The 26,777-nt window shown below is 40.9% G+C and carries 35 protein-coding genes; 14 read left to right on the forward strand and 21 right to left on the reverse strand.

The features are described 5' to 3' along the window. The first annotated feature begins 12 nt into the window (after positions 1–12). Both ACFGVR_RS10285 and ACFGVR_RS10290 read left to right on the forward strand, forming a co-directional pair. The gene (locus ACFGVR_RS10285; RefSeq protein WP_448702730.1) at positions 13–522 is read left to right on the forward strand and encodes a hypothetical protein; all 510 of its coding nucleotides are present in this window, start codon (positions 13–15) and stop codon (positions 520–522) included. Positions 523–768: 246 nt separating this feature from the next. Then, positions 769–2,571, forward strand: a complete 1,803-nt coding sequence (locus tag ACFGVR_RS10290; RefSeq protein WP_448702731.1) for an SMP-30/gluconolactonase/LRE family protein — start codon at positions 769–771, stop codon at positions 2,569–2,571. Positions 2,572–2,573: 2 nt separating this feature from the next. Here ACFGVR_RS10290 and ACFGVR_RS10295 read toward each other — a convergent pair whose 3' ends face one another. Together ACFGVR_RS10295 and ACFGVR_RS10300 are read right to left on the reverse strand one after the other, a co-directional pair. Further along, positions 2,574–2,945, reverse strand: coding sequence for a VOC family protein (locus tag ACFGVR_RS10295; protein WP_448702732.1), 372 nt, complete (start codon positions 2,943–2,945; stop codon positions 2,574–2,576). 70 nt (positions 2,946–3,015) lie between these two features. Next, positions 3,016–3,372, reverse strand: a complete 357-nt coding sequence (locus ACFGVR_RS10300; RefSeq protein ID WP_448702733.1) for a response regulator — start codon at positions 3,370–3,372, stop codon at positions 3,016–3,018. A gap of 200 nt (positions 3,373–3,572) precedes the next feature. Between ACFGVR_RS10300 and ACFGVR_RS10305 the strand changes: the two genes are divergently transcribed. Continuing rightward, a complete protein-coding gene (locus ACFGVR_RS10305; RefSeq protein ID WP_448702734.1) occupies positions 3,573–4,655 on the forward strand; it encodes a GAF domain-containing protein in 1,083 nt (360 codons plus the stop codon). On the opposite strand, the gene ACFGVR_RS10310 is transcribed toward ACFGVR_RS10305, so the two are convergent. Then, positions 4,652–4,933: a hypothetical protein gene (locus tag ACFGVR_RS10310; protein ID WP_448702735.1), complete on the reverse strand. Its 282-nt coding sequence runs from the start codon at positions 4,931–4,933 to the stop codon at positions 4,652–4,654. The genes ACFGVR_RS10305 and ACFGVR_RS10310 overlap by 4 nt on opposite strands. Positions 4,934–5,155: 222 nt before the next feature. On the opposite strand from ACFGVR_RS10310, the gene ACFGVR_RS10315 reads away from it, so the two are divergent. After that, on the forward strand, positions 5,156–5,608 hold the full coding sequence (locus ACFGVR_RS10315) for a cupin domain-containing protein (protein WP_448702736.1): 453 nt from the start codon (positions 5,156–5,158) through the stop codon (positions 5,606–5,608). Between the two features lie 73 nt (positions 5,609–5,681). After that, positions 5,682–6,266, forward strand: a complete 585-nt coding sequence (locus tag ACFGVR_RS10320; protein WP_448702737.1) for a riboflavin synthase — start codon at positions 5,682–5,684, stop codon at positions 6,264–6,266. A 39-nt stretch (positions 6,267–6,305) separates the two neighbouring features. Here the strand turns inward: ACFGVR_RS10320 and ACFGVR_RS10325 are convergent, their stop codons facing one another. The 15 genes from ACFGVR_RS10325 to ACFGVR_RS10395 all read right to left on the reverse strand — a co-directional run bounded on the left by ACFGVR_RS10325 (position 6,306) and on the right by ACFGVR_RS10395 (position 17,258). Beyond that, positions 6,306–6,830, reverse strand: coding sequence for a hypothetical protein (locus ACFGVR_RS10325; RefSeq protein WP_448702738.1), 525 nt, complete (start codon positions 6,828–6,830; stop codon positions 6,306–6,308). A 240-nt stretch (positions 6,831–7,070) separates the two neighbouring features. Further along, positions 7,071–7,571, reverse strand: coding sequence for a hypothetical protein (locus ACFGVR_RS10330; RefSeq protein WP_448702739.1), 501 nt, complete (start codon positions 7,569–7,571; stop codon positions 7,071–7,073). Positions 7,572–7,807: 236 nt separating this feature from the next. Next, positions 7,808–8,071, reverse strand: a complete 264-nt coding sequence (locus ACFGVR_RS10335; RefSeq protein WP_448702740.1) for a hypothetical protein — start codon at positions 8,069–8,071, stop codon at positions 7,808–7,810. 212 nt (positions 8,072–8,283) lie between these two features. After that, entirely contained in the window at positions 8,284–8,826 is a 543-nt protein-coding gene (locus tag ACFGVR_RS10340) for a hypothetical protein (protein ID WP_448702741.1), read from the reverse strand. Between the two features lie 152 nt (positions 8,827–8,978). Further along, positions 8,979–10,052 carry a hypothetical protein gene (locus tag ACFGVR_RS10345; RefSeq protein ID WP_448702742.1) on the reverse strand — a complete coding sequence of 358 codons (1,074 nt, stop codon included), beginning with the start codon at positions 10,050–10,052 and terminating at the stop codon, positions 8,979–8,981. Positions 10,053–10,178: 126 nt separating this feature from the next. Beyond that, complete coding sequence (locus tag ACFGVR_RS10350) at positions 10,179–11,351, reverse strand: Clp protease ClpP (protein WP_448702743.1); 1,173 nt, start codon at positions 11,349–11,351, stop codon at positions 10,179–10,181. 307 nt (positions 11,352–11,658) lie between these two features. Next, positions 11,659–11,904: a hypothetical protein gene (locus ACFGVR_RS10355; protein WP_448702744.1), complete on the reverse strand. Its 246-nt coding sequence runs from the start codon at positions 11,902–11,904 to the stop codon at positions 11,659–11,661. 284 nt (positions 11,905–12,188) lie between these two features. Next, on the reverse strand, positions 12,189–12,683 hold the full coding sequence (locus ACFGVR_RS10360) for a hypothetical protein (protein ID WP_448702745.1): 495 nt from the start codon (positions 12,681–12,683) through the stop codon (positions 12,189–12,191). A gap of 195 nt (positions 12,684–12,878) precedes the next feature. Next, entirely contained in the window at positions 12,879–13,373 is a 495-nt protein-coding gene (locus tag ACFGVR_RS10365) for a hypothetical protein (RefSeq protein ID WP_448702746.1), read from the reverse strand. A 71-nt stretch (positions 13,374–13,444) separates the two neighbouring features. After that, on the reverse strand, positions 13,445–13,663 hold the full coding sequence (locus tag ACFGVR_RS10370) for a hypothetical protein (protein WP_448702747.1): 219 nt from the start codon (positions 13,661–13,663) through the stop codon (positions 13,445–13,447). 85 nt (positions 13,664–13,748) lie between these two features. Further along, positions 13,749–14,243 carry a hypothetical protein gene (locus tag ACFGVR_RS10375; protein WP_448702748.1) on the reverse strand — a complete coding sequence of 165 codons (495 nt, stop codon included), beginning with the start codon at positions 14,241–14,243 and terminating at the stop codon, positions 13,749–13,751. A 67-nt stretch (positions 14,244–14,310) separates the two neighbouring features. Further along, entirely contained in the window at positions 14,311–14,529 is a 219-nt protein-coding gene (locus ACFGVR_RS10380; protein WP_448702749.1) for a hypothetical protein, read from the reverse strand. Next, entirely contained in the window at positions 14,507–14,683 is a 177-nt protein-coding gene (locus ACFGVR_RS10385; RefSeq protein ID WP_448702750.1) for a hypothetical protein, read from the reverse strand. The genes ACFGVR_RS10380 and ACFGVR_RS10385 overlap by 23 nt, the downstream gene beginning before the upstream one ends. Before the next feature lie 193 nt (positions 14,684–14,876). After that, a complete protein-coding gene (locus tag ACFGVR_RS10390; protein ID WP_448702751.1) occupies positions 14,877–15,269 on the reverse strand; it encodes a hypothetical protein in 393 nt (130 codons plus the stop codon). 72 nt (positions 15,270–15,341) lie between these two features. Next, entirely contained in the window at positions 15,342–17,258 is a 1,917-nt protein-coding gene (locus ACFGVR_RS10395; RefSeq protein WP_448702752.1) for a phage terminase large subunit, read from the reverse strand. A 410-nt stretch (positions 17,259–17,668) separates the two neighbouring features. Here ACFGVR_RS10395 and ACFGVR_RS10400 point away from each other — a divergent pair, with 410 nt between their 5' ends. Then, positions 17,669–17,836 carry a hypothetical protein gene (locus ACFGVR_RS10400; protein ID WP_448702753.1) on the forward strand — a complete coding sequence of 56 codons (168 nt, stop codon included), beginning with the start codon at positions 17,669–17,671 and terminating at the stop codon, positions 17,834–17,836. A 115-nt stretch (positions 17,837–17,951) separates the two neighbouring features. Here ACFGVR_RS10400 and ACFGVR_RS10405 read toward each other — a convergent pair whose 3' ends face one another. Further along, positions 17,952–18,503 (reverse strand): hypothetical protein, encoded by a 552-nt coding sequence (locus tag ACFGVR_RS10405; RefSeq protein ID WP_448702754.1) that lies wholly within the window; start codon positions 18,501–18,503, stop codon positions 17,952–17,954. 176 nt (positions 18,504–18,679) lie between these two features. On the opposite strand from ACFGVR_RS10405, the gene ACFGVR_RS10410 reads away from it, so the two are divergent. Further along, entirely contained in the window at positions 18,680–19,306 is a 627-nt protein-coding gene (locus tag ACFGVR_RS10410) for a hypothetical protein (protein WP_448702755.1), read from the forward strand. A 29-nt stretch (positions 19,307–19,335) separates the two neighbouring features. Here ACFGVR_RS10410 and ACFGVR_RS10415 read toward each other — a convergent pair whose 3' ends face one another. Continuing rightward, positions 19,336–19,782 carry a hypothetical protein gene (locus tag ACFGVR_RS10415; protein WP_448702756.1) on the reverse strand — a complete coding sequence of 149 codons (447 nt, stop codon included), beginning with the start codon at positions 19,780–19,782 and terminating at the stop codon, positions 19,336–19,338. A 230-nt stretch (positions 19,783–20,012) separates the two neighbouring features. Between ACFGVR_RS10415 and ACFGVR_RS10420 the strand changes: the two genes are divergently transcribed. From ACFGVR_RS10420 to ACFGVR_RS10435, 4 genes are all read left to right on the forward strand, one after another. Then, entirely contained in the window at positions 20,013–20,729 is a 717-nt protein-coding gene (locus ACFGVR_RS10420) for a hypothetical protein (protein WP_448702757.1), read from the forward strand. Between the two features lie 3 nt (positions 20,730–20,732). Further along, positions 20,733–20,951 carry a hypothetical protein gene (locus ACFGVR_RS10425; RefSeq protein WP_448702758.1) on the forward strand — a complete coding sequence of 73 codons (219 nt, stop codon included), beginning with the start codon at positions 20,733–20,735 and terminating at the stop codon, positions 20,949–20,951. Positions 20,952–21,040: 89 nt separating this feature from the next. Further along, positions 21,041–21,718 (forward strand): hypothetical protein, encoded by a 678-nt coding sequence (locus tag ACFGVR_RS10430; RefSeq protein ID WP_448702759.1) that lies wholly within the window; start codon positions 21,041–21,043, stop codon positions 21,716–21,718. Between the two features lie 65 nt (positions 21,719–21,783). Beyond that, on the forward strand, positions 21,784–22,515 hold the full coding sequence (locus ACFGVR_RS10435) for an AAA family ATPase (protein WP_448702760.1): 732 nt from the start codon (positions 21,784–21,786) through the stop codon (positions 22,513–22,515). 15 nt (positions 22,516–22,530) lie between these two features. Here ACFGVR_RS10435 and ACFGVR_RS10440 read toward each other — a convergent pair whose 3' ends face one another. Next, positions 22,531–23,322, reverse strand: coding sequence for a hypothetical protein (locus ACFGVR_RS10440; protein WP_448702761.1), 792 nt, complete (start codon positions 23,320–23,322; stop codon positions 22,531–22,533). 255 nt (positions 23,323–23,577) lie between these two features. Between ACFGVR_RS10440 and ACFGVR_RS10445 the strand changes: the two genes are divergently transcribed. The 3 genes from ACFGVR_RS10445 (at position 23,578) to ACFGVR_RS10455 (ending at position 26,621) form a co-directional block, all read left to right on the forward strand. Next, positions 23,578–25,257 (forward strand): alpha-L-fucosidase, encoded by a 1,680-nt coding sequence (locus ACFGVR_RS10445; RefSeq protein WP_448702762.1) that lies wholly within the window; start codon positions 23,578–23,580, stop codon positions 25,255–25,257. Positions 25,258–25,581: 324 nt separating this feature from the next. Beyond that, a complete protein-coding gene (locus ACFGVR_RS10450) occupies positions 25,582–26,004 on the forward strand; it encodes a hypothetical protein (protein ID WP_448702763.1) in 423 nt (140 codons plus the stop codon). Positions 26,005–26,207: 203 nt separating this feature from the next. After that, positions 26,208–26,621, forward strand: coding sequence for a hypothetical protein (locus ACFGVR_RS10455; RefSeq protein ID WP_448702764.1), 414 nt, complete (start codon positions 26,208–26,210; stop codon positions 26,619–26,621). Positions 26,622–26,777: the final 156 nt, after the last annotated feature.

Here is a 26,777-nt window from a genome sequence, read left to right on the forward strand (position 1 = left end):
AACCGCACCATCATGAAGTACGCATTTATTTTAGGAAGCAACGCCTATATTGCCAGTCAGGGGGTTATTACTTTTTTTGAGGACACCCGCGAAAAGGAATTTTTGCGGATCAACTCCACTTTTCAATCCGTAAAATCGGGCAACACCGAGCTATCCGTCGATCTGCATATCAAAAACGCCGAGGGCTATAATATAGACCTGCTTGCCAATAAAGCCCTCAATGTTTCGCGTATCGACGAATCGCCCGAAAGGCTCAGGATACTCAACTCAGATGGTACTACCATGATCGATGTACACCAATTAGAAAAACATGATTACATGGCCCTCTCGCACCATATCAGCGCCGAGTTAGAACGTTACGAGCATATTGTTGTTATCCGAGTGTTTGGCCATTTTATGGTGGGTAATCATCGCATTAGCATTGATAACGAAAAGCTGCATATTGATAACGAAAGCTTCGCCGAATCAGTTTTAATAGGCCAGGGTGGTGTGCAGTTTCGTACCGATGGTGTGCTGCTGTAATATTAGATACTCCCTTCGAACTACGTTTACACTTCAATCATTTCTACGATGCATCGGGCTTGTTTTTCGTTAAAGTCGCTAATGCAATTCAGCTGTGCTATAGTACATTATAAATAAAATTGTGCGCTCTCGGATATAACGAATGGAAGGTCTCCTCATCGCCCTTTCAATCTATTCAACCACCTGTCAAACAATAATTTCTATTGTTATATTTGATAAGCCATTACCTTATCCAATCAAAATCTGATGAAAAACCTCCTTATCGCGCTGCTGCTTGCACCATTATTTACACTTGCGCAAACTGCTGCTGAAAAATATCCGGTCGATTCCGCTTCTGTTGAGCATAAAGGCGTACCCAAAGGCGAGATACTTAAATTCACTTTCCAAAACTCCAAAATATTTCCCGGTACCTGGCGCGAGTACTTTGTTTACGTACCTGCACAATACGATCCGTCAAGGCCCGCCTGTGTATTTGTTGATCAGGATGGTATCCAATTTAAGTCGCCAACTGTATTCGATAACCTGATTAATAGCAAAGAAATGCCTATCACTATCGGTATATACATCACACCCGGGCGCGTACTTGCTAAAGATACCACCGCTTTAGATCGCTATAACCGCAGCCTCGAGTTTGATGGGCTGGGCGATGCTTATGCCCGCTTTGTGCTCGATGAGTTACTGCCAGATGTGGAGAAACACAAAACTACCAACGGCAGGGCTATTGTGTTATCGCACAACAGTAATGATCGTATGATCGGCGGAACAAGCAGTGGCGCTGTATGCGCCTTTACGGCCGCCTGGGAACGACCGGATGCCTTTAGTCGGGTAATGAGTGGTATTGGCACTTATGTAAGCTTGCGTGGCGCTGATCGGTATCCGGGACTGATCCGCAAGTACGAGCCAAAACCTATCCGCATCTTTTTGCAGGATGGCTCACACGATTTAAATATTTATGGTGGTGATTGGTTTTACGCTAACCAAATGATGGAACGTGCGTTAACCTTTGCGGGATATGAAGTAAATCATGCCTGGGGCGAAGGTGCTCATAGCGGTGCCCAAAGCACAGCCCTGTTTGCAGATGCCATGCGCTGGCTTTGGAAAGATTACCCTGAGCCGGTTAAAGCAGGCAAAAGTAAAAATGCAATGTTGAATGATATTTTGATTGATGGTGAAGGGTGGAAATTACTCAACCCGGATACAAAAGATAAAGATGTTTTTTTATCAGATATTACGTCCGACAAAAACGGCCTGATCCGGTTTGGTGACCACCATAACAGAGTTCTGTTTTCTTTGACGCATCATGATGGGGGAGAGGAGTTTGTGTATGGATATCCAGCCCCCTTAACAACCATACATACTATTGCAGAAGCTAAAAAATTACACATTCATAACCCCGCTTTTAAACCGCGGATCGCTTCCGCAAATAAAACATGGGATTTAAGTGATTATGCAAATAACGGAAAGGAATTGAAACAACACCTTTTTCAAGGCAATGATATAATTGGAGATGATACCCATAAGATAACTTTTTATTTGTCTGGTGCTAACGGAACAACAGATGCCGGTAAAGTTTTTTTAGTTAAAAAGGATTATAGGAAAATAATTATCGATAAAGGCCTCAACAATCCTTTCGGTTTGACCTTTACACCCGATCATTCCCAACTCTATGTAACCGAATCAAATACCCACTGGGTGTGGATCTATAATGTAAATACCGATGGCACTTTAAGCAATAAACAGCGTTACGGCTGGTTGCACTCGCCCGATACTACCGATAATGCACAACCGCGTGGCATTAAAGTGGATCGTGATGGCCGCGTATATGTTGCAACTGCCCTTGGTGTTCAGGTGTTAGATCAGGTTGGCCGCGTTAATGCGATACTGCCTTTGCCTCCAGGTTCGGGCCCGGCTACCGACTTATGTTTCGGCGGCAAAGATTTCAACGAATTATATGTAATTACCCGCAATAAGATCTATCGGCGTAAGCTTAAAGTACACGGTATGAACGATTTTGACGCACCTGTAAAACCCGCCAAACCGCACCTGTAAATTTACGCTTCTATAACCGATATAAAATTACCCGCAGGATCTTTAAACCAGGCAATCACTGGTCCGCCGCTACGAAATATGCCTTTTTCATCAGTTTGCATTTGCCCGGTATACTGCTCAAACTTTACGCCTTTAGCGGTTAACTCGTCAACAGTTTTTTCAATATCGCTTACCTTAAAATTGAGAATGGTAAAAGTTGCTGGCTCGTGGTTGGGCTTAGGATAAATAAATACATGCGTATCAGGGCCAATGCCAAGGTCCAAACCCTCTTTTTGCTCGGTAATTTTAAGCCCGAGTATGTCGCTGTAAAAGGATTTTGCTTTGTGCAGGTCGTTAACCGAAAAGCTGCTAAAGGCTTGGTTATAGTTAAACATAATGCTGCGTTTTATTCAATAAGAACTGCCGCACCTTTTTTGTTTTACAAAGCTGAAAAAAATGGAAGAATTAGCTAAGCAGTTTTTCTATTTTGGTAAGCAGTTCGCGCATTTCAAAGGGTTTGGCAATAAAATTATCAGCTTTGGCCTCGGCTGCAGCTTTGGCCACGTTTAAACTGGCCGATATCAGTATTACAGGGATCTGTGCTGTTTGGGGGTTGTTTTTTAATGCTTTGCAAATTTCTATTCCGCTTAAACCCGGCATCCAAATATCTAATAAAAACAGATCAGGCAAAGTATCGGCGTTTTCAAGCACGTTATCACCATCTGATGTGGTTATCACATCATAACCTTTAAAGCTTAACATAGCCTCAATGGCGTCCAGTATACCCGGATCGTCATCGGCAATTAAAATTTTTTTGCCCATTTATTGCAAACAAAAATATAACAACAATAATATAATTTTTAATTGTAACATTAATGTCACCATTCCGCATAATTGATATCCTGACAAACAAAGCTATCTTTGCACCTGTATAATAGGCTATTGATATACCAATATTATTCAGTTATGTTTATTAACTATTTAGAAAATAAAATACTTATTGATTAAGTATAGGTGATGTAATGAATAAAACTGAAGAGCAAAGGGTAAAAGCGGTAACACGTTTTCTTAACTTAAAGATTAGCCGCGAGAACGAATTGCAGGGGATAGTGGAAATGGCGGCCGAAATTTGCCAAACCCCGGTTGCGATGATCACTTTTACTGATAGTAAAACCCAGTTTGTTAAATATAAAGTTGGTGTTAATACCGACATTATAAAGAAATCTGATACCTTTTGTGACGAAATTCTTCAAATGGGCAAACCACTCGTTATACCCGATCTGCAAAAAAGTGAGTTTGCCAATAATCCTTATGTAAGTATTGAAAACGGTGTGCGGTTTTATGCGGGTGCGCCAATTACCACTTTTGATGATTTAACCGTTGGCACTCTATGTGTTTTAGATGTTGAGCCTAAAACATTAACCGAAAAACAGGTTGAAATGCTTAACTTGCTTTCGCACCAGATCATCACCATCATGGAGTTCGATCTCAGTATAGAAGTACTGAAAGCGCAATACCGGCAGGTTAAGGAATCGGAAAATAAATTACGTTCGTTTTTTGATAGTTCGGTATCGTGTCATTTTTTGCTTGACCGCGAGATGCGCATAACTGCTTTTAATAAAACTGCGGCAAGGTTTGTAAAAACGGCGCTTAACATCAAGCTTAAAGCCGGTATTTTAATGAGCGACCACGTTGAAAACGTAAGCCGTTTTAGCCGTACTTTTAACAAGGCATTGTCGGGCAAAGTTGTTAAAGCCGAAATTGAGGTGCATTATAAAGACGGGCCTGTTTGGTGGGGGATTGTTTGTGAGCCTGCCTTTGATAGCGATGGTGAGATCATAGGTGTGTCTTACAATGCTACTGATATTACAGAAGCGAAAAACAATCAAAAAAAGATATCCGATCAAAACGAGTTATTACGCAATATTGCCTTTGTGCAATCGCACGAGTTGCGTAAGCCGGTGGCAAGTATATTGGGCTTAATGTATTTGATAAAACTAAATAACTACAATGCCGATCAGGAGGATTTTAATATGCTGGAAAACGCTACCGCTGAACTTGATGAAAAGATAACCTCAATTGTAAACCAAGTTGAAATAAGTTAGGCAGCTTGATCCTCAAATATTTCTTTAAAGGCCTTTACGCATTCCTTGCGAATGTTTTCCGGCAATTCAGAATACTTCCAAAATATAAAACTGAACGTATTGCCGTACTGCTCACTAAAAATGTGATACATGAGCGAGTCGTGTTTATTTTGGTCATACATGGCCGGCCGTTTTTTAAACCAGTCGATGTGCATTAGTTCAATTTGCCGAAGCCTTACAGTAAATTGCTCCTTTAGTGTAGGGCTGGTGTTTCTTGTTATCAAAAGTCTGCTTTCCATAACTTTCTCTATAAGGGTGTTTCACAATTATATACTTTAGATGTGTTTAGCATGTTAAAGCATAATGAATAAATTAATTAGGACTGATTTATACGGCGCTATATTATACAAGGTTTGTATTATTTGTAAAAAACAAACGAATATTTTGCGATATTTACAATATTGATATTTAGTTTCATTTTAGTAAAGTATCTTAATATAAAACCTAAAAATTTTGTTGTTATGACTAAACGCGAAGTCTCCCTGATAGGCATTACCATATTGATAATGTGTATCCCTATGGCTATCATAGCTCATCGCGGTCAAAAGCCTGAGTTACCTTCAACCGCTTTCGATCGTGCTGCAATTGCCATGATAAAAACCAAAGTTGGCGAAAAACGACAGTTTTGCGATGCGCCAACCAAAACGCTCGAACAGTTGGAGATACATGAGAGCACCCTTAATCCAGGCGAAATGGCCCATCCTCCGCACCAGCACCCTGAAGAAGAATTGACAGTTGTAAGGCAGGGTACAGTAGAGGTTTTAGTAAATGGTGAAACAAAACGCGTTGGGCCGGGCTCGGTAATTTTTCAGGCGGCCAATACTTTGCACAGCATTAAAAATGTAGGTACTGATATTGCAATTTACCATGCAATTAAATGGCGTACAGATAAAACAGCTGCGATTGCTAAATAAGGTGCATAAGTAAATTGTAAACTTATGCACCTGAAATCGGCAGGGGCGATAATTATAGCTATTTTTGTGGCCTATGTTTACAGGTATAATAGAAACTTTAGGTACGGTAACCAACCTACAACACGACGGCGGTAATCTGCATATTACAGTATTGTCATCAATTGCTCATGAGCTAAAGATCGATCAGTCGGTTGCGCATAATGGGGTTTGTTTAACTGTTATCGCTGTAGCAGATGATTTGCACACTGTAACAGCCATTACCGAAACCTTAAATAAAACTAATTTGAGTGATTTACAGGTTGGCCATTTGGTAAACCTGGAACGCTGCATGCAAATGAACGCGCGGCTTGACGGACATATTGTACAAGGCCACGTAGACCAAACGGCTATTTGTACAGCATTTAACACGCTCGATGGTAGTTGGGAATATACTTTTGAGTATGATGCCGCAGCGGGTAATGTAACAGTAGAAAAGGGCTCGATATGTGTTAACGGTATTAGTTTAACCGTAGTAAACTCAGGGCCAGATTACTTTTCGGTTGCTATAATCCCTTACACATTTGAGCATACTAATTTGCAAGCGGTAGTAAAGGGATCAACCGTAAACCTTGAGTTTGACATTATAGGCAAATATGTAGCGCGTTTAATGCAGCGTTAAGATAATTTCAAACAGTTAATTTTCTCGGGAAGGTAAAGATCAATAATCGCTGTAAAGTATTTTGGTTACTTTACCGTTCTCGCCCATATCATATTCGAGGTATTGATCAGTAGTCGCATCGTCGCTTTTTACATCTAAAAATGCCGCGTTATCCTGTATTTTTAAATGAGGAAGATCACTGGTAGTATTGCCAATACTGGTGGTGTAACGATTGCCTGCCAGACCAACTTTAAACTTATGCGAAGTGATTTCGAAGTTGGTTAATTTGTTGTGTACAAAATAAAACTTAGCGCCATTATAATTTAATACAGTGCCTTGTTTATAGCTTGCCTGCGATGAGTATGGAGCTATCTGTTTAGGCTGGCCCAATGCACTGATCACTGCGGTTTGAGTCGCGCCGATTTTTACTGCGGTTTTACTTGCCGGAAGCTTGATCTCTACATCGGCCACATTAATAGACTCTTTAGCGCCAAAGTAACTTTTAGCACCAATAAAAACTACAGCCAAAACAATTATTACAGCAAGCGCCCATATCCCTAATTTTTTTGTAATGTGTTTTTTCATAATCGTAGTTTTTAAGCTTTAATCTGTAAAGCATTAGTAATTAAACACTAATTTACGTATAAGGTTTAAAAAAAGTATCCATCTAACGGATTTGTGACCTAAAACAGACTTGTTGGTCGGTGGTTTTGGTTAACATGACAATTAAATGAAAAGTTAATTTCGGGTGCTATATGGTCACATCGTTAATTATCTCATAGAGCTTTCGTCAAGATTATTGATACTTTTATTGCGAATTGAACTTTACAGAAACTTCTTTACTCCCAGCCAACCTAAAACAGCCAACACCATTAAACCAACGCTCCAATAAATCCAGCTACTTAAACCTTTGGCGGTTATTTGTTTGGTTTTATTTTGAGTTTGTATGTTGTTTTTTTGAGTAGTACTATCCCTTAGCGTACTTAAGGTTGTTGAGCCTTCCTGCTGTTGTAAGAGGTGGTCTGTTGCTTGCGACGAAGATGAAATACCTTTAATGACTATATTACGCGCTTTACCTATGTAATTGCCATTCGTGATTTGAATAATCCCCGTATCGGGGACTATTTCAATTTGTACACTATCATGTTGAAAGTTTTGACTGATTATATGCGTGGTGCTTTTGCCGGTATCAAGGTGTAGAGCGCTTCCTTGCAATACTTCAGTTTTTACTGATCTATCGGTGGTGTTTGTTTTATCAATACTTACTTGCCTTGTTTTGCAGGCAACAAGGCATAGTATTGATATTGTTAAAATGTATTTTTTCATGAAAGTTTTGTTAATTAAATGTTATTGCTCTTTTATTTGAGTAACCCGAGGAAGATAGTCAGCATGGTGTAATTCAATATTGTCCAAACGATGATCAAGCTGCCTAATTTGTATTTTAAGTACTTCTATCTGCGTACTGAGCAATTGATTGTCGTTTTTTAGACTGAAGTAGCTTGTCATAATCCCCGCTGTGGCAGTGATTGAAAATGCGACCAGCAGATACAATACTTTTAAGGTTATTCCGCGTATTTCGCGGCATTTTGTTGTTGCAGATACAAATACTTTTGTATTCTGAAAAAGGCTTTTTGATAACAGTTGCCACAACCTTTTTGTATAGTTTGGTTAAATAACTGCAGGTAAACCTGGTTTAACAGCGCAATAGCTTCGGGTTGTTTTTGGGCTATTTGCGATGAGAGGGAAAGCAAGAGCCCGGCCCCCTCTAAGCTGCCCCCGGAAGGGGAGACTTGTTTGTTGTTTGCAGAGTGGGTTACTGTTGTCATGTTAATTTTATTGGTTATACTGAGAGTGTAACGAAACGGGCTTGAACTAATATTCCATTTGCCGCTTGTGGTTCCCGTCCTGATGGGACACGATATGATTTTTATGGGGATATGCCCTGTTCCACAAACAGGAGGGGAAAACCTATAGCGGCGGAGCCTCTCTAAATCTCACCCGGAAAAGGAGACTTATTCTCCATCCGGTGGAGTGAAGCTTATGGTGTTATTAATGCAAGCAGTGCGGCTTTTGTGCTGGCGTAATCGGTATCGAAAAACGTTGCCGGCATGTGTGGCTCTTTAAAGTTGGCAGGTGATGTTAAGTTTACTACGTAAGCGCCTTCGGAGTTGGCATCGTTAGGATCGGCGGTTACTGTGGTTAACTCCAGTCCCAGGTCTGTACCGAAGATCTCGAAAGCAGAATCGCCAGATTTGTGGATGTTTTCGATAACGGCTACTACGCGATTAGTGCCTAATTTTTCTACTTCGGCTTTTACTGCTGAGCCTTTGGCGAAGATGACAAAATCGACAGCGTGATCAAAACGCGCACTGTAATCCTTTTTAACAAAGGTTGATTTTGGTTTTACCGATGTGTTGTAACCTTCGTAACGGAAACCTTTGGTGCCGGTTGCCAGGGTAATATCGGTTATAATTTGTGGGTTGGTAACATCCCTAACGTAGGCGGTAATGTCGCTTCGGTTAAAGAGGTATACTACTGCTTCAACGCCGCCTATAACAGGGTTGGTGCAATCGTAAAGCATGTTTTGGATTAATTTTCCGCAAATGGCCATAGTTTTTATTTATTGAATGATTGATGGAGTGATTGATTGAATTTAGTTGCAGTGGCAGCAGCAGGATGTTTTATTTGATTAGACAGTATTACTGCTACCGCCACTAAACACTGCTGTTTTTTTTAGTACGCTACCATGGTGAGGTAGTCTTCGGCTATTTTGGCATCGAGGTTGAAGCCGTAATCGACACAATATTTTTTCGATTTTTTATCGTAAAACGGTTCGAGCTCGCTCAGATTGCTGGTTTCTTCGGTGCCAATTTGCAGGTTGCCTTTGGTGGTAAAGATGATGCGGTGCGGCTGGTTCCATTTGGTGCCGTTGCTTTCGTAAGCTTTAATATGGCGATCTAAAAACTGGAATGGTATTACATCGATACCGTCAATTTTAAAAGTATCGATACCGCTTTCGGTACGCTCGTAAGCCAACTCGATATTGCTTATTGCCTTGCGTTCGCGGGCGTATTGATCAACAACTGATTGTGTGGCGATGATCACTTTATCCTTTGCTCCGCGCAAGCGCAGATCGGCACCATAGATCATGTTTTCGAAGATGTTGGTTACCAGGTTGTTTGTGGTGTCGGCAGTGGTAAAGGCTTGTGTTGCAAAGCTTGAGCCTGCATTGTTAGGTATAGCTACTTTTTGAGCAGGCGCTGTTATGGATATCTGTTTTGCCTGTGTCCAAAAACCGTTAAGAACGTTAAAGTAACCCGGGTCGACGCTGTTAGAGAGGTAACCGCCGTTTGTGGCAATATCGGCAGCAGTATCGCCTAACCATGCAAAGCGCAGAGCGGTTTCGTAAGCGGCTAATGAGAAGCGTTCTTCAAGAAATAGGGCAAAATCGGTGTTGGTGAGGTCGGGTTTTTGAACACCGTTTTTTAATCCCCATACAAAAAATGTTTGTAACAGATCGGTAAAGCATTCTTCAATACGATCGCCGATGTATTTGGGATCCCAGAATTTTTCGACGGAGGGTACCGTTGCGGATGTGGCTGTGAAATCGCAGCTGGTTTGCGCTTTACCGGTTAAACCAAACTGACCTAAGAATATCATTTGCTGTTTGGCTTTGATGCCGTTTACAACAGTGTGAAACTGATCGATAGTAGGGTTTTGAAAAACTGCCTGGTAGAACGCATCGCGCAAACTCATTACTTCTTTACCGTTGAAGCTAACGGTTGATAAATTGATGTTTGATGGCATGTGGTTGTTATTGAGTTATTGGGTTAATTAGTTATTGATTTCGGATTTCGGAATTTCGATTTCGGATTTGTTTTTCCGGGATTATCGCAATAACGAGATGTGGTAAAGGAGGTTGTCTTTTAAGCTTTAGGCTTTCGCCTTTTTAGCTTTGAGTTCCTGGCGGCGGGCCTCCATTTTGTCGGCGAGTTCGGGAACTGAATTGCGGTTGGTGCCTGATGCGCGGTTAAATTTGTTTTCGCGTTTATCCGGGCGGTAGCTTGATCTGGCTAACTGTAATGCTTTTGATGCGCTGTTCATTACTGTTTCGCTTTCGGCGAGTGCGTTTTCTAGTTCCAGTTTTTCGGCTTGTAATAGGGCCAGTTTTTTGCGTAATGATGCCAATACTGCTTTGCCCGATGGATCGTCGTTTGTGGTGGTAGTATCGCTTGGCTGGGTGATATCGGTAGCCTGGCCGCTGGCTACGGTAATGGTTGTACCGTCTTCAAATTCGTAATCGCCGTCGGGGGCGGGGATGGTCATGGCTTCGTCGCTGAAAACGGGAGTTCCTTCGGCCAGGCCGCCCTCAAAGTACAGGTCGCCTGCATCCCCGGCAAGGGTTTTATTGGCTGCCTGGGGTTCGGAGGCATCGTTAGTAAAATCTTTCACCAGGTTTTTAAGTCCGGAGATGAGCTGATTGAAGCGTGTTTTTTTTGTTTTGTCCATATGTTTATTGTTTTGTTGTGTGGCTTGGTAGGGGTTGTGCAAATGGTTGCGGTACATGGCCATAGCTTTGGCAGTATCGATAATACCGGTGGCGAATTTGAGATCGAGTGCGAGTTGGGGGCTCATTAGCTTTTCGGCATTCATATAGCTTTGGAGTAGTTGTGTGCTGGCGCCGGTATGTTGTTTGTAAAAGTTGAGCAGGCGGGCTTGTTCGTCCTGCAATTCATTAGCATATTGCAAAAAGTAAGCTGCATCACCTTCGCCGTTACCCCAGGGGTTGTGTATTAAAAAGCGGCTGTTTTCGGTGAGTTGGCGGCGGGTGCCGGCTAAAAATATAACCGTGGCGATGGAGCAGCACAACCCCTCAACAACGGTGGTTATGGGTTTTCGGGTGGCGACTAAAAAATCGTGGATGGCGAAGCCTTCGAAAACGGAACCACCGTTGGAGTGGATGTGTACTACGATGTCGTCGCAGGTGCTGTTAGAGGTGTACGCATCCTTTACTGAGGTTAAGGACACAGCGCCTGACTTACCCGGGTTGGGTGCCTGCAGGTTGACAATATCGCCGTAGATGTATATGTGACAGGTGTTGGGCATGTTGTTAGTTATTGGGTTAGTATGTTGTTTGATTTCGGATTTCGGATTTTCGATTTCGGATTTAGTTTTTGTCCGAATTTAATTATTACTTCTATTGCTATTGTGATACAAATGTACGTGGTTGGTTTGGTAAAGTTGTCTCACAGTTTTAAGACTAATGTTTTGATGTAATATGGATGAGGTATGATGGAAGATGTCTATTTTTCTTTCCTGATTGCCTCGTTTTGGTTAGTTTTATTGTTTATTACTTTTATTGCTATTGTGATACAAATGTAAGCTGCCTGACTGAAAAAGTTGTCTCACAGTTTTAAGATTCGTCCTGCTGCATTTCTTTGATGATTTTTACAGAACGCCAAACCGTGGCCCTCGAGACCTGGAAGGCTATCTCGGCCTCTTGTACCAGGGTAGCTACATTTTTGCCGGTTGTTTTAACGCGGGCATCGATGTACATATATATTTCGAGGTACATTAATACTTTTGAGGACATGAGACCATTGCGCACCATGTGATTAAGTGTGCCGTTGTTTTTAAGCTGGATGAGCAGATCGAACATAGCGATTAATAGATATGTGTTGTTTTACTGGTGTTAATTGGCTTTCGACCGCTAAGCTGTGCCGGATGGCAGTTTCGTTTTTTGTGGATCGGCTATCTTATGCCTTTCCTGAGAGATCCTGAAACAAATTCAGGAGGCTATTTTGTTTATTACTTATATCACAAATGTAATAAAAAGGAATGATTTATACAAGGTTTTTTTTGAAAAAGATCAAGGAATAATGAGCAAAGAATAAAGACAAGAATCGTTGATCCTTACTCTTTGTTCGTTACTCACAAAAGGTTCTATTTTAAGCCTGCAATGCAATTGGCGTAGGCCTGGAACTGGGTGGCAGTATCGTCGTTTACTTCGACATCGATACTGGCGATCTGGAAGACGGCGATCTTTTTGGTTTTAAAGTATTCGAGTTTTTCGGGCGATACGGTTAGCGTGGTTTGGTAGTTATAACCGGTTACAGAGTTTTCGAATTTGTACTCGATCTTTTGGCCAAAAAAACGGAGCGATTTGCCGTCGGTAAATTTAACGTACAGGCCGGCTTCGTCGGAGAAGGCCATTTCGTGCGTATTGAAATTGATGGTGATGGTTTGCCCGGCAGATGTTACCACGCTTTTGATGATCATTTTATCGAAAGGGCTTTCGTAGGTATGTTTACCGGCGGTGGCATCCGTATCGCGGCTTATTTGCTTGCAGTAATCGGGCTGCTGGTCATCGGCAACCTGGGCCTTAGCCAGAGTTGCCAGGCAGAATAGTAAAGCAGCAAGCAGGTAACCTTTCTTCATGTATCAGCAATCAAATTAATTGGGCTTAAAGATAATTATTTTGGTGAAATAATTGTAAAGGGTATCATAGTTACGCAACAGGATACCCATGAGGCACTCCTGCTGTCAACTATGTTGATACTTGATAAAACAGGAGCGAACAAACATAGCGGTTGAGCGGGCATTGATGATGTACTCGCCATTGCTTGGCTTACACTACTTTTTTATATCATCAATACATTTTACGTAAGCCATAAATTTGGTGGCATATTCATCGCTTATGGCTAACTCAAGCGTGCCTACCTTAATGCTTTTAATTTTCTTTGTCTCAAATAGTTTATATTCATCTTCAGTTTTTATTTGATCCACTGCACCAAAACGATATCCGCGGTCAATATCAAAATAAGAACAGTCAATGTCTGCGCTTTCGTCTTTCCAAATTGTACCGTCTGTGAAGATGACATATAATCCGGATGACTCATAGTTGGCAGTTTTATTAAAAACAAGGAACGATAGAAGAGTTGATTTATGAGCATTATCCCGGCCTATATTTGCACCGACAGCTATTGGATCGAGTATAGGGCTAAAATATCCTATAAAACTCATGGTTTTATCATCAGTAATTTTTATGTCTTTGCAATAATTAACCTGAGCTTTGGCAAATGTTAATGAGCTAAGTATTAAAGATGTTATAATTAATATTTTTTTCATAGGAGCGATTTTTTGATAAAAGTAAAAAACATTCTAATAAAAACAATATAAAAATACTAAAATAATTAGTTTTAAAAATTGCTCATATTTTGCAGCATAGCCTTGTTTTGTAAAGATGCTTGCACATCCTCGACCACCAAGATCTGCCTTGGCATGTTAGCTGCGATGGTTTTGACCATATCGTTAGTGGCACGAGCGGTCGCCAGATCATTTGAGCCATCGTTTAGCGTATTGCTGCCGTTAAATAATCCGCCTAAGGCATAACCATTACCGTTTACTGTTGCCACCATCGGCCATATTAATAGCCGATAAAATAAGGGCAAACATTGCGGATAAGCCGGCATCGATGATAGACTCGTCGCTGCTTAGCATACACTACTTTTTTATATCATGTATACATTTTACATAAGCCATAAATTTGGTAGCAAATTCATCGCTTATGGCTAACTCAAGCGTACCTACCTTAATGCTTTTAATCTTTTTTGTTTCAAAAAGTTTGTATTCATCTTCAGTTTTTATGCCATCCACTGCACCAAAACGATATCCCCGATCAATATCAAAATAGGAACAATGTATATCTGCACCTTCATCTTTCCAAATAGTGCCATCCGCGAAGATTACATACAATCCAGCTGACTCGTAATTGGCAGTTTTATTAAAAACAAGAAATGATAAAAGAGTTGATTTATGAGAATCATCCCGACCTAAGCGAGCACCGATAGCTATTGGATCGAATAATGGACTGCGATATGCTACATAACTCATAGTTTTATCGTCGGTAATTGCTATATCTTTGCAATAATCGATTTGTGCTTTGGCGAAATCCCAAAAAACAAGTATTAAAAAGGTTGTAAATAATATTTTTTTCATAGGAGCGAATTTTTGATAAAAATATAAAACATTTTTAAATTGCAATACAAAATACTAAAATAATTAGTTAAAAATTACTCATGTTTTGCAGCATTGCTTTGTTTTGTAAACTGGCTTGCACATCTTCAACAACTAAAATTTGCCGTGGCATATTTGCCGTGATGGTTTTAACCATATCGTTGGTGGCGCGGGCAGTAGCCAGATCATTTGAACCATCGTTTAATGTATTGCTGCCGTTAAATAATCCGCCTAAGGCGTAACCATTACCGTTTACTGTTGCCACCATCGGCCATATTAATAGCCGATAAAATAGGGTCAAACATAGCGGTTGAGCGGGCATTGATGATGTACTCGCCATTGCTTAGTTTGACATTAATACTATCGCTGGTGCCTGTACCAGGCCCGGTTAAATAAGCGCCATAACCATCGGATAAATACATACCGCCGCGGGTAAAACCCGGCGGGTTGGTGCTGTTAATAGTTGTTGCCTGTTTTACGACGTTGGCTATAATACCGAAACCTCTGCGTCAACCCATAGCTACTTCAAATCAACTATGCAGTTTACCCATGCTATAAATTTAGTAGCAAAAGCATCATCTACCGGTATCTCTGTGTTACTAATACGTACTTTAATTATTTTTTTGTTTTAAACAATTCAAGCTGCTCCTCATGTAACAGTTTTGACGCTCCAAAACGATAACCAATGTCTGTATTCATATAGCTACAGTCAATATGTGCACCATCCTCTTTCCAAAGTGTCCCGTCTGCGAAAGTTACATATAATCCATAAGCTTCATAATCTGCTGAGTGATTATAGCATACGAAATGTAAGGAAATTGGGCCAAAATGTCCTTCGTCATCCACTCTGTTTTTGCCTATAGTCAAAAATGTACCAGGACTCTCATATGATGTCATGCTCAATTCTTTATCGACTCTTTTTGTAATGTCTTTGCAGTAATCGGTTTGCGCATTGGCAAAGCCTATGGAGCCAAGTATTAAAAAAAGTATAATTAGTATTTTTTTCATTGCAGAAATTTTTAGATAAAAATATAAAATTATTTGAATATGCAATAAGGTTTACTAAAAAAATTAGCTTTTTTAAAAATTACTCATATTTTGTAGCATTGCTTTGTTTTGCAAGGACGCCTGTACATCTTCAACCACCAAGATCTGCCTTGGCATGTTAGCTGCGATGGTTTTAACCATATCGTTAGTGGCGCGGGTTACTGCAAAATCATTTGAGCCGTCGTTTAATGTATTGCTGCCGTTAAACAATCCACCTAAAGCGTAACCGTTGCCTTGTGTCGTGGTGCCAAAGGCCCGACCTCCGCCTGCCATATTTATAGCAGAAAGGATAGGGGCAAACATTTCGGTAGAACGTGCATTGATAATGGATTCGCCGTTGCTTAGTTTGGCGTTAATGCTATCGCTGGTGCCTGTGCCAGGCCCGGTTAAATAAGCGCCATAACCATCTGATAAATACATACCCCCGCGGGCAAAACCCGGCGGGTTGGTGCCATTAATTGAGGCTACCTGCTTAGCCCCGTTTGCAATGGTGCTGGCAACATCTATAGCGCCGAGCACGATATCTTTAACGACCAAAATAGTGCCGAGCGGGAAACTTAATTTTGAGTCTTCGGCGATCTGATTCTTTGTAGCCGATATACTTGCCGATACTTGTTTTTCGGTATTGATAGCAATCTCGGCGGTAGCTATGGCTTTTTGTGCTGCAAAGGCGGCTTTGCTGACCTGCGTATTTTTTGCAAACAAGCCTGATAACTTTGAAAAGTGCTGCTGGTAATGCTGTGCTTTTTGATCGATCAGTTTTAACTCGCCCTGAAATGTTTTTTTTGTAACTTTCAGATATGCTTCATTTAACTGTTGTTTATCGGCAAGATATTGCTCGTCGATCTTATTTTTTAATTTTGCATCGGTCCCGGCGTTAGCTATATCAATATTGTGCTTGTCATTTAAGTACTTAAGTTGTGCCTGCAGTTTTAATTTGTCGTTTTTTTCATTTTTTGCAATATCGGCCAGGTTGCATTCTACTATCTCTATACCATGATTCCCGGTTTCATCGCTGGTATCTTTACTGGTTACGGCAGGGTCGACAGCTATTACAATGCGTTTCAGTTCTACGGGCAAAGTACCATCGGGCAGACGGCGCAGGCGCGTGGCGTTAATGAGGTCGTCTGTCCACAAGGCGCATTCGCTGTCATCGGCAAACTCGCCATCAAGAAAGCGCTTTCGTTTGCGCAACGGTAACGAGTTTAGTGTTTCGAGGTATTCGGCGTTAATGTTCTTTTTATTGTGGATAGGGTTCATTTGCAGGTATGCATAGCGCGATTCGACAAGGGTGGTATTGGTTTCGGGCTCGTTATTGTTATAAAACACCTGGTACATCCAATGCTTTTTGCTGGGCGGGTTGGCATCAACAAAAAGCCGGGGTCTGGCCCTGCCTATCTTTTGCGCCAAACGGGTTTTAAGGATGGTGTAGGCTTCGTACGAGATCTGGCTGGCTTCGTTTAAAAATACGGTTAAGAACTCCATACCTAATATTTTTTCAGTGCGATCCTTATCATCCAGGCCGGCGAGCCAGATCTGTGAGCCGTTTTCGAGTTCGAGGTAATAATCGGTATTGCGCCAGGTTACTTTAACACCGGGATAAGCCAGTTTAAGCACTTTTTTTAATGTATCGAGCCAGATCGAGTTTTTGGCGTGGTTAAACCTAAAGCGGGCAATGAGGTGGCGCGAGCCATCGTATTTAATAGCCATAGCCAGTTGCTGGTACACAATAATGAACGATTTGCCCGACCGGCTGCCGCCAACCAATAAAAACTCGCGAGCCGTTTTTTTAAATATTTTTAGCGCCCGGTTTTGAATACCAGTTTTTCGGAAGGATGATCCCTTTTTCTTTTTGGAAGCGTTACTGGTTATTGAATCATCAGCTGCCGATTTTTTTGGCTCTTTTTTCTTTTGGGTTTTTTGGGTAGATTTTGCTTTGGTGGTTGGCATGGTGGGAGTGGTTGGAGCTTTGGAATGTTTTGAAGTTGAAATGTTGCCAGGCGGGATGGGTTGCCACGGTGAACGTATTGGACTATAGCCTGTGAGCCTTTACTTTTCAATAAACTCACAAAATGGCTAAGCCGGAATTTACTCAATGCTTATCGCAGTGATAGGTGCCAGGCAGCATAACGATAACCTGACTTGTTTAGGTAATAAAGATCAACTGTTGATAAAAGCAAGGCGTATTATTGTATGATCCTGAACTTTTGTTTTCTCTTGATATATTATTACATCAATTACAAATGTAAAGATACTAAACATTTTTAAACTTGCAAAAAATATGTTGATTAAGCTGATCATCCCGGTGTGTTTAATTTATTGTAAATTAAATAGTATAGCTTCGGCGAAAATTTAATCCAATGTATAATCAAACAATAATCGCCAATAATCAGGTAATAATTAAAAAGCAATGGCAAAGACCCGAGTTGGTTTTTATTGATGGTGCCGATATCCAACTTCGGCCGAAAGCAGGTAAGGCGGCTAAAGAAATGTATACACCAACACATGCACTTTCTTACCATTCGTAAGCATACAAAATTACCGGTTGCGTTTAATCCTTAAAAATATACGCAGCAACCTTACTACAATATTTTTAAACACCTAAATTTTTGATTACGGCAGCTACGGCGGCATAACAATTATTTAGCTTTTGGCTTGCAGCTTATTTACGTTAACCCAAACCTTTGGCGAGCGTTTGTTAAGGTAAGCAAACTGTATGGTAAATTTTTTACCGTATTGCCGTATCAGCTGGGTACGGTTTGATCTTAGCCAATCGCAGTAAAATGTTTGCGACTCGCCGGTTTGGATGAGCTTGTCGGTATCGGCAGGTTCTTCACTTTCGTCAAACAATGCCTTTGGGGTTTTTAGTTTTCCGTTGATATACAGCTTTACAAATTTTGACCCTTTGTAAGCGCCCGGATCGGGTACGTCAACATCGCTGTTGTTGGTAATTTTAAGCGTAAACTTTACAACTTCGGCATAAGTGGTTTTGTTATCCTTAAAATCAACAACTGCCTTATCCAGGTTGGCTGATGCCTCGAGTACAATGGAATCTTTATAGGTAAGCGGCTTTTTATGCGTTGCAGCTTTTTTATGCGTATGCGATTTGCTTTGCGCGTGACTATAATTAACTGTGGTTAGGATGCATAAACCAAGGGTTAATAAACTATAGCAAAAGTGTTTAAGGGTTTTCATGGGCGGAATATTTACAATATAAATGCTAAAATATACTTTATGTTTTAATTATTGTATGTGACTTTAGTTTTGCGCGAGGGTTTATTTTTGAAGGGTAATTGTACAGGTGCAAACTTAACAGAAAGCCGGCAAGATTTAGTTTCTGAACGTTCTAATCAAATTAGTATATTTAACTGATGAAGTACCTTACTATCCGTTGTATACCATTACTTGCTTTTGCATTACTGTTGATATTATCATCCTGCCAAAGCAAAGGAACTGTAGAAACCTTTACGCCCGTTACTGATGCCGAAATTTACGATGTAGTTAACGCGCTGGTAAAGCAGGAGAGATTGGATACCATTAATTTTAACAAGCAATGGCCTTTGAGAGTAATAGACACACTGGGCAAAGTAAAAGTATATTTCACGAAGCCGGGAAAGAAAAATGAAATAGTATTACCACCTCCGAGAGGTGATGTGAGTTACACCCAACTGATCTCTATGCCCGATTTTTTTATGAGTCGCGATTCATCATTTTTGGTTTATCAAAATCAGAACAATGGCTCAATCGTATTGAAAAAGAGTAAATTTAACCAGATAAAAATAATCACGAGGAAAGAATATGACAGGGAAATAGAGAAAGACAGGATTTACTCTTTATTAACTCTATCAGTGCCGATTTTCTCGCATGATCATATGAAGGCCTATATGCAGATGGGGTTTCATTGCGGAGGTTTATGCGGTTATGGGAAAGATTATTATCTAATTAAAATCAAAAGCAAATGGGTTGTGAAATATAAACGTAACACATGGATAAGTTAGTGGTTTTTCGTTCCTGCAATACCAACGGCCTATCCCGCCTTGTAATCGCCGTAAACGCTATCATGAGCAATGTTGGGTTCGAGCTTAAAGGCAAGTACCCCTACCACTATAAACATAGCGTGTATAAGCGGCTGCATCAGATCGATAATATTAAAGCCCAAAAAATAACTGATGTTGTAAAACAGCCAAAATATAACCGGCGCAAAAGCCAGGAACGAACCGGTTACACCCAAAATAAATTTTTTACCGCTAAAAAACTGCGGACTGGCATTTACATAACGCGTGATGAGGTAAAAACAGAACCAAATGGGTAGGGTGAGAGCCAGGCTTATCAGCATGTCGGCTTGCAGTGATTGCCAAACATCACGATAACGGGCATTAAGCAACACGGTATCAACAATAATAATAACGCCTGGTGATAATATAGCGCTTGTTAAACAAACTTTTACGGAGTATGATAAGTTATTGGCCGCCATTTTATTTGATGTTTAAAATTAAAACGGCACACTGTTTGTTTAACCAAATAGTTGTAGCAGCGTATAGCAATACGCTGTTATTGGTATGATAATTAGGGGCGATCATATTAAATTAATTGGTACAAGGTAATAGTATTTTTTTAAATTAAAAATACCCCTAATAAGTATTAGTTACACCGCCTAAAATTGTGTAATTTAGGTGCTTTTGATAACCCAATATTTAACTGTTTATGGTGCGTGCCTTTCGTATCGGTGTTTTAAATTTTTTACGTGAGCATAATGCTACCACTGCTGTTATTGATATTAAGACCCCGTTTTTAAACGAACTTGATACTACTGATAAACGTAAGGCCTTTAAGCAGGCTTTGGATACCTTAGCGAACGAAAAGCTAATCGTGGTGAACGGTTCGTATGATTTTTTGAACTGGAAGCTGATAAACGGCCTGTACCCAATTGATGATAAAATAATTGAAGCTAAAATTACGCCCCAGGGACTGACTTACGAACAGCCTGACGTGGTGGCCGATGATGTTGCCGACCCCGAACCGCCGCTTGATTTACCACTACCACCCGCGGTAAAGGCCATAAGTACTTTGTTTACCGGTACAAAAAAAATAAACGAGCACCGGCTAAAAGTAAAAATGAAAAAAATGGGTGCCAAAGCCAGTCACCTCAATTTTGAAGAACCGGTTATTGACGAGCCTGTGCACCGCACCAAACACGTACCCGTGGTGGTTAATCCATTTATTGATGATACGTTGAATGCCAATTCCCCTGATGATGATACAGGCGACACAGATACCTTTAGCCGCACATTATTACAAGATAAAACAGCCGCAAATAATCAAAAAAACAACACGATCAATAAAGTGTTAAAATGGGTGCTTATTATTGTAAGCATTATATTGGTGGTTTTAATAGCCATGATATTTAAAGCAAACAGTTAAGCAATGGCAGCCATACCACCGCATGTTGAAATGATAGCCGGGCAACTACTGCCGCAGTTTATCCCTAAAGATGAAACCGAAACATCCCTGAGCTTTCAGTTCACTATTGCACCCAGCAGTACTTACCGGGTTAACTATGTTAAAAAGCAAGTTAAGGGCAACGCTGTTTGGGAATTAACAGGGTATGAGGAGATAAGCCCCCAACCCCCTAAAGGGGAGTAATGATTAAAAGGATCTAAAAGCCTGAATGATAAAATATGAATAAGTTTTTACTTTCGGACTTCCGACCTTCGGACTTTAAATACCAACTCATGTCAAGGCCTTTCATTTTACTGCTTTGCATTTGCTTTGTCGCCTGTACGGGTAACGGGCGTGGGCCGCTTGTAAAGCCATCAAAAAGCATAACCGATAGCGTTGATAAAGCCTTTGCACCGGTAGATACTGTGCGCAATCAAACCGGGCCGTCGCCGGCGCAGATACTGAAAGATTGTTTAAGTAACTATAAAACCGTTACCACGGTTGACACTACCCTGCTTACCGATAGCGGCGCCCTGCACATCCATGTAAGGCATTACTGCGCCTACGATGCAGGCATTATGCTGCCCGAAAAGTATAGCAAACTCATCGGCCTTAAAGCGTTTGCTACCAACAATTTTATTACCGATATTTTGCTGAGCCGCAACTTAAAACCTATTTATGCAGGCCGGGTTACCCGCGATGATTTTTTGCCTTTGCTGGGAGATGAATTGAAAAATTATGGGTCGCTGTTGTTTATAGACAGGCGGATACAAAGATCACGATCGGGCAGGGGCTTTGTGATCAATTATAGTATAGGTATACCGCTTACCGACGTTGGCCAACAGGTTACTATGGCCATTGAGGCGGATGGTACCAAACAAGCATTTGTAAATTATGGCTTTAAAGCCGAAAAAGCCTATCCGGATACCGCTAACGCCGGCGCAAAGAAAAAGGAGATAGCTAAAAGATAATTCTAAGGTCCTGAGTTGTGTTTGTTACGCTTAAATCAAAATGGCTGTTGTATATTTAACCTGTAATGAAGGCTAAACCCTATTTGCAGCAAATAGTACTTAAACGCGAAATGGTTCCGTCGTTTAAACAGTATCCTTTTAATGTGCCTGCGATAAAAAACCTGCATTCGTTGCCGTTTCATGCCGATGTTACGTTTATAATTGGAGAGAACGGAGCGGGGAAATCAACCTTGCTTGAAGCTATAGCACTAAACCTTGGCTTTGGTATTGAAGGAGGTACAAAAAACGTTCAGTTTAAAACACACGATAACGCCTCGCCGCTTTTTAAATATTTAACCGGTGTAAAAAGCTTTAGCAAACCTACTGATTATTACTTTTTACGTGCCGAAAGTTTTTATAATGTAGCCACGTATATGGAAGAGCTAGGCTATACCGACGATGATGATAAATTTCTGCATCAGTATTCGCATGGCGAGGCCTTTATGAGTACTTTAACCGGCAAGTTAAAAGGGAAAGGGCTTTACCTGCTGGATGAGCCCGAGGCGGCATTATCGCCAAACAGACAAATGGCGGCCCTTGCTGTTATTAATAAACTGGTAAAGGCTGAATCGCAGTTTATTATTGCTACACATTCGCCCATTTTATTAGCATACCCTAATGCGCTTATTTACCAGCTTGATGACACCGGCATCCACAAAGTAAACTACGAGGATACCGAGCATTTTAAAGTTACGCAATACTTTTTAAACAATTATAAACGAATGACAGGTTTGCTTTTTAGCGATGAAGGCATTTGACGGATCAATAAAGTGCTATGCTTGTTTTTCGTTTTCCCAAAACGTAGCCAGGTAATATTTTAGCTGGTAGGCGGTGTCTTTTTCAGGATGAGGTATAAAAAAACAATTGTTGTTTTGATGCTCAACTGTTACGTTAACAGCCTTTTGCAGTGCTGCGGTAAAATCGTCAAATACAGGCATAATTATGGGTCGGCGTTGCTTGTTTAATGGTGGCATGGCGCTAAAGGCAACATATATACTTCCATTGGCCATTATCCGTATTTTGGGTTCGCCATTGGAGTCAAAGCCTTTTAGACTTAAAATTTGCATAATAGTGGTAGCCCCACCGGTAGGGTACTGAGGCTTATTAGCCAAAGCGGCGGTAGTATTGTAAAGTAAATTGTGCGGGTAGCTGTCATCGGGTTCCATTTGTTGTAACCTTTGATAAAATAACCATAATGCCAGTGCTGTACAACATATTGATAGTATACTGTACGATGTGTTTGTGGCATGGTGCGAAAAAATGCCTGTGTTAGTTATAATAGTAATTAATGCTATTAAGCCAAGCAAAACATAACCTATCTGTTTTTTAGAATTATGTGCCACGCTCATGCCAAAAACAATAGCAAATACAGGGCTTAAAAAGCCGCTGATGCAGGCGCTTAAAAAATCGGTTAAGCCTTTTGGCCAATCCCAGGTGGGGCTAACCAACTGCCAAATATAACCTAAAAGATGTAGGGCAAGGGTTGGTACTAAATAACCAAAAGCAAAAAGAAGAAGTAAAATTCTCCTTCGAAAAAATGAGCGCAGGATTGTAGTTGGGTTCATGTTGACAGATGATTTAGGTGTGACTAAAATATAAATAAATATGAGCATAGCATATTTAGGTAGTTTGTGTGGCCCGATGGTTGTTTAAGTTCAAACCCAATACGATATATCAAAACTACCTCCGACAAAATAATTTACTTTTTAGCCAAGCCATGTCATCGTATCTTTCAGTAATATTATCGAAATTAGCTTTCGCGATGGCCCTGCCTTTGCCCTAACCAATTATTTATTTACTGCGTTACCCCTTTTTGAGTTATGAAAAAATTAACCCTGCTTGCCGCCATTATGTTGCTTATTAAAACAACCTGGGCGCAAACGCCCGAAACCGAGGCACACCGCCAGCAGCGTATGCAATGGTGGAACGAGGCCCGTTTTGGCATGTTTATCCACTGGGGTATTTACTCGGTACCGGCCGGTACTTATGATGGTAAGCAAATACCTGGTATTGGCGAATGGATAATGAACAAGGGTAAAATACCTATGGTTGTATATCAGAAATATGCCGCGCAGTTTAACCCAACAAAGTTTGATGCCGAAACTATAGTGCAACTGGCCAAGGCTGCCGGCATGCGGTATATTGTGATAACCAGCAAGCACCATGATGGCTTTGCCATGTTTAAAAGCGATGCCAGCAATTTTAATATTGTTGATGCCACTCCGTTTAAACGGGATGTGATTGCCGAAATGGCTGCGGCGTGTAAAAAGTATGGTGTAAAGTTCGGGCTGTATTATTCACAGGATCAGGATTGGAACCACCCCGGCGGCGGGGCTTACGGTGGATATTGGGATAAGACGCAAGAGGGAAGCTTTGATAAATACATTGATCATATAGCCGTACCGCAAATGAAAGAGATCCTCACCAAATACGGCCCTATATCGGTTTTATGGTTTGATACCCCGGCGCAAATGAATCACGATAATGCCGCCAAAATATATGATCTGCTTAAGCTGCAACCCAATATTATTTATAATAACCGTTTAGGCGGCGGCTTTAGCGGCGATCTGGAAACGCCCGAGCAATATATCCCGGCAACGGGGCTGCCCGGTAAAAACTGGGAAAGCTGCATGACCATGAACGATACCTGGGGATATAAAAGCTATGATCATAACTGGAAAAGTACCCGCACGCTGATTCAAAACCTGGTTGATATTGCCAGCAAGGGCGGTAACTACCTGCTAAACGTTGGCCCCACCAGCGAGGGTTTAATACCCGATGCTTCGATTGAGCGGTTGCAGCAAATTGGCCATTGGATGGATGTTAACGGCGAAAGTATACACGGCACTACTAACGGTCCGTTTAGTTATTTAAGCTGGGGCCGCAGCACGCGTAAAAAACAAACGCTTTACCTGCATGTGTTTAACTGGCCAAAAAACGGCGTGCTAAATGTTCCGTTTAAAAACCAAATTACCAAAGCTACTTTACTTGCAGGCGGTAAACCGGTTAAATATAAAACTACCGATGCCGGCCTGACTTTAACACTACCAACTGTAGCTCCGGATAGTATCGCCAGCGTTATAGCCCTTACCTTTGTGGGCGAGCCTGCAGTGCCTGTTATACCAACCATTGGTAAAACGGCAAGCGCATCAAGCGAACTTAATGCAGATGACCTACCGGCCAAAGCTGTTGATGGACTTGCCGAGACCGCCTGGCATGCTGCTGCTGCCGATACTACTGCCTGGTTGCAGATAGATCTGGGGAAAGCTCATAAAATTAGCGCTGCTGCTTTGCAGGAAGATAAAATGACTGTTAAAGATTTTAAACTCGAATATCAGGATGGGGGCCAGTGGAAAACAGTTTTAACCGGCAGCAAAATAGGAAAGGGAATACTCAAACCTTTCGCGCCGGTAACCGCAAGGGTGTTTAGGCTAAACATTGATAAAGCTGCACCGGGTATTGGTATTAGAGAAATAACATTGTTTACTGAAGAGTTTTAGCAATGTGTAAATGATATATAACAGAATTTAAAACTTCTATCGCTACCCAATATTTCTGCCATTGCTCAGAGCAGTAGCTTTAATGTTTATTTTGCCTTTACGCGGACCCATATTTCGTCTTGGGATGTCAAGTTTTCGCCTTTATATTTTGCATCCATATAATCCTATATGCTGTTGATATGTTAATCAGCATGTTAAGGCTTTCTGTATCTGATTTTAACTTAAAGAAAAAAATAACGTAACACCAGGAAACTGTTTTGCGACAAACCTCGTATACATTAATACACCTGTCGCATTAAATGATTAACATTTTAACGTTTCCCTATGTCTGATTATATCGTTTTTTTCGCTATTATGGCCCTGCTGGGTATTTTTTATGTAATGTATTATAAAAAGTATGTTTTTGCACCTAAAATGCAAAGGCTAAGCTTAGCTAACGAGTTTAGGTACGCGCGCAATTTGAATGCCGAACTGATCAGCCTTTTATGGCTCAATGCCCCGATGCTCGAAAATACCGGACTGGTTTTTAACGGAGCAACATTTGAAGATACTTTGGATGCCCTGCAAAATCTGCGCGATAATGTTTACACCACTGCTACTTTTAAACAGATAGTAGGTAAGCAAAAAACAAAACACCATGATATAGAACAACTGCAGGCTGATATTGCCGGCCAGATTAAAATGCAGCAACAGGTTAAGGATGGCTTTAATAAACTGATCGCCAGAAATAACCGCTTTGCCGCATAATAGCTATCATAAAAAAGTTTTTAAAAAGCCCCTTTTGCAGGGGCTTTTTTTATGCAGGTGCAAATAGTAAATAACGCGTTTAAATAGGTTTTAAAGGTGTTTTTAACCTGAAAATAAAAATAATTCAACAAAGTAAACTTTTTTTCAAACGCAATCGTATACAGTTCATATTTAACAGATTGAGTAACCTATAACCTTTTCCCATGTCTGCTAACCTGCTTTATTTTATTGCTATGCTGCTACTCAGCGCCGGCTATGTGTACAATCATTTTGTGCTTGTTCCTAAAATAAAATCGTTAAACAATGCGCATCATTTCAGGCAGGCCCGTAACCTCAATACCGAACTGATAAACCTGCTGAGCCATTATGGCCAGGACCTACAGGATTGCCTGTTTGATGGCGACAATTATGAAACTACGATGGCTAATCTGCAAATATTGCAAAGCAACGTTTACACTACCGATACCTTTAAACAATTGGTTGGCAGGCAAAAAGTAAAACGCAGACATATTGAAGCCATAAAGGCCAGTATAGACCAGCAGATAAGCATGCAACTGAAAATTAAGGTTAGCTTTAATGTTGCCATGAGTCGTTATAAAAAATCAATAGCCGCTTAACGCGGATTGAGAGCAACCTCACATCTACCCCCACCCTATATCTACCTATGGCCCCTTAACGGGGCTTTTTTGTTTACCGGCGGAGGCCTGACCCGCATGCGGATTGGTGTTAATTATGGCAACCGAAGGGAATGCCCAAAACTTATATGATCAGCA

Source organism: Mucilaginibacter aureus (assembly GCF_053514885.1).

Bases quoted from the DNA above. Each gene is read 5' to 3' on its own strand.
- ACFGVR_RS10360 (WP_448702745.1), bottom strand. From the start codon at position 12,683: ATGAAGAAAGGTTACCTGCTTGCTGCTTTACTATTCTGCCTGGCAACT.
- ACFGVR_RS10400 (WP_448702753.1), top strand. From the start codon at position 17,669: ATGTATAATCAAACAATAATCGCCAATAATCAGGTAATAATTAAAAAG.
- ACFGVR_RS10355 (WP_448702744.1), bottom strand. From the start codon at position 11,904: ATGTTCGATCTGCTCATCCAGCTTAAAAACAACGGCACACTTAATCAC.
- ACFGVR_RS10390 (WP_448702751.1), bottom strand. From the start codon at position 15,269: ATGAAAAAAATACTAATTATACTTTTTTTAATACTTGGCTCCATAGGC.
- ACFGVR_RS10330 (WP_448702739.1), bottom strand. From the start codon at position 7,571: ATGAAAAAATACATTTTAACAATATCAATACTATGCCTTGTTGCCTGC.
- ACFGVR_RS10320 (WP_448702737.1), top strand. From the start codon at position 5,682: ATGTTTACAGGTATAATAGAAACTTTAGGTACGGTAACCAACCTACAA.
- ACFGVR_RS10395 (WP_448702752.1), bottom strand. From the start codon at position 17,258: ATGCCAACCACCAAAGCAAAATCTACCCAAAAAACCCAAAAGAAAAAA.
- ACFGVR_RS10380 (WP_448702749.1), bottom strand. From the start codon at position 14,529: ATGGTGGCAACAGTAAACGGTAATGGTTACGCCTTAGGCGGATTATTT.
- ACFGVR_RS10305 (WP_448702734.1), top strand. From the start codon at position 3,573: ATGAATAAAACTGAAGAGCAAAGGGTAAAAGCGGTAACACGTTTTCTT.
- ACFGVR_RS10365 (WP_448702746.1), bottom strand. From the start codon at position 13,373: ATGAAAAAAATATTAATTATAACATCTTTAATACTTAGCTCATTAACA.
- ACFGVR_RS10285 (WP_448702730.1), top strand. From the start codon at position 13: ATGAAGTACGCATTTATTTTAGGAAGCAACGCCTATATTGCCAGTCAG.
- ACFGVR_RS10350 (WP_448702743.1), bottom strand. From the start codon at position 11,351: ATGCCCAACACCTGTCACATATACATCTACGGCGATATTGTCAACCTG.
- ACFGVR_RS10455 (WP_448702764.1), top strand. From the start codon at position 26,208: ATGTCTGCTAACCTGCTTTATTTTATTGCTATGCTGCTACTCAGCGCC.
- ACFGVR_RS10375 (WP_448702748.1), bottom strand. From the start codon at position 14,243: ATGAAAAAAATATTATTTACAACCTTTTTAATACTTGTTTTTTGGGAT.
- ACFGVR_RS10385 (WP_448702750.1), bottom strand. From the start codon at position 14,683: ATGTATTTATCCGATGGTTATGGCGCTTATTTAACCGGGCCTGGTACA.
- ACFGVR_RS10410 (WP_448702755.1), top strand. From the start codon at position 18,680: ATGAAGTACCTTACTATCCGTTGTATACCATTACTTGCTTTTGCATTA.
- ACFGVR_RS10340 (WP_448702741.1), bottom strand. From the start codon at position 8,826: ATGCTTTACGATTGCACCAACCCTGTTATAGGCGGCGTTGAAGCAGTA.
- ACFGVR_RS10295 (WP_448702732.1), bottom strand. From the start codon at position 2,945: ATGTTTAACTATAACCAAGCCTTTAGCAGCTTTTCGGTTAACGACCTG.
- ACFGVR_RS10290 (WP_448702731.1), top strand. From the start codon at position 769: ATGAAAAACCTCCTTATCGCGCTGCTGCTTGCACCATTATTTACACTT.
- ACFGVR_RS10370 (WP_448702747.1), bottom strand. From the start codon at position 13,663: ATGGTGGCAACAGTAAACGGTAATGGTTATGCCTTAGGCGGATTATTT.
- ACFGVR_RS10435 (WP_448702760.1), top strand. From the start codon at position 21,784: ATGAAGGCTAAACCCTATTTGCAGCAAATAGTACTTAAACGCGAAATG.
- ACFGVR_RS10425 (WP_448702758.1), top strand. From the start codon at position 20,733: ATGGCAGCCATACCACCGCATGTTGAAATGATAGCCGGGCAACTACTG.
- ACFGVR_RS10405 (WP_448702754.1), bottom strand. From the start codon at position 18,503: ATGAAAACCCTTAAACACTTTTGCTATAGTTTATTAACCCTTGGTTTA.
- ACFGVR_RS10345 (WP_448702742.1), bottom strand. From the start codon at position 10,052: ATGCCATCAAACATCAATTTATCAACCGTTAGCTTCAACGGTAAAGAA.
- ACFGVR_RS10310 (WP_448702735.1), bottom strand. From the start codon at position 4,933: ATGGAAAGCAGACTTTTGATAACAAGAAACACCAGCCCTACACTAAAG.
- ACFGVR_RS10335 (WP_448702740.1), bottom strand. From the start codon at position 8,071: ATGACAACAGTAACCCACTCTGCAAACAACAAACAAGTCTCCCCTTCC.
- ACFGVR_RS10300 (WP_448702733.1), bottom strand. From the start codon at position 3,372: ATGGGCAAAAAAATTTTAATTGCCGATGACGATCCGGGTATACTGGAC.
- ACFGVR_RS10315 (WP_448702736.1), top strand. From the start codon at position 5,156: ATGACTAAACGCGAAGTCTCCCTGATAGGCATTACCATATTGATAATG.
- ACFGVR_RS10420 (WP_448702757.1), top strand. From the start codon at position 20,013: ATGGTGCGTGCCTTTCGTATCGGTGTTTTAAATTTTTTACGTGAGCAT.
- ACFGVR_RS10325 (WP_448702738.1), bottom strand. From the start codon at position 6,830: ATGAAAAAACACATTACAAAAAAATTAGGGATATGGGCGCTTGCTGTA.
- ACFGVR_RS10415 (WP_448702756.1), bottom strand. From the start codon at position 19,782: ATGGCGGCCAATAACTTATCATACTCCGTAAAAGTTTGTTTAACAAGC.
- ACFGVR_RS10440 (WP_448702761.1), bottom strand. From the start codon at position 23,322: ATGAACCCAACTACAATCCTGCGCTCATTTTTTCGAAGGAGAATTTTA.
- ACFGVR_RS10445 (WP_448702762.1), top strand. From the start codon at position 23,578: ATGAAAAAATTAACCCTGCTTGCCGCCATTATGTTGCTTATTAAAACA.
- ACFGVR_RS10450 (WP_448702763.1), top strand. From the start codon at position 25,582: ATGTCTGATTATATCGTTTTTTTCGCTATTATGGCCCTGCTGGGTATT.
- ACFGVR_RS10430 (WP_448702759.1), top strand. From the start codon at position 21,041: ATGTCAAGGCCTTTCATTTTACTGCTTTGCATTTGCTTTGTCGCCTGT.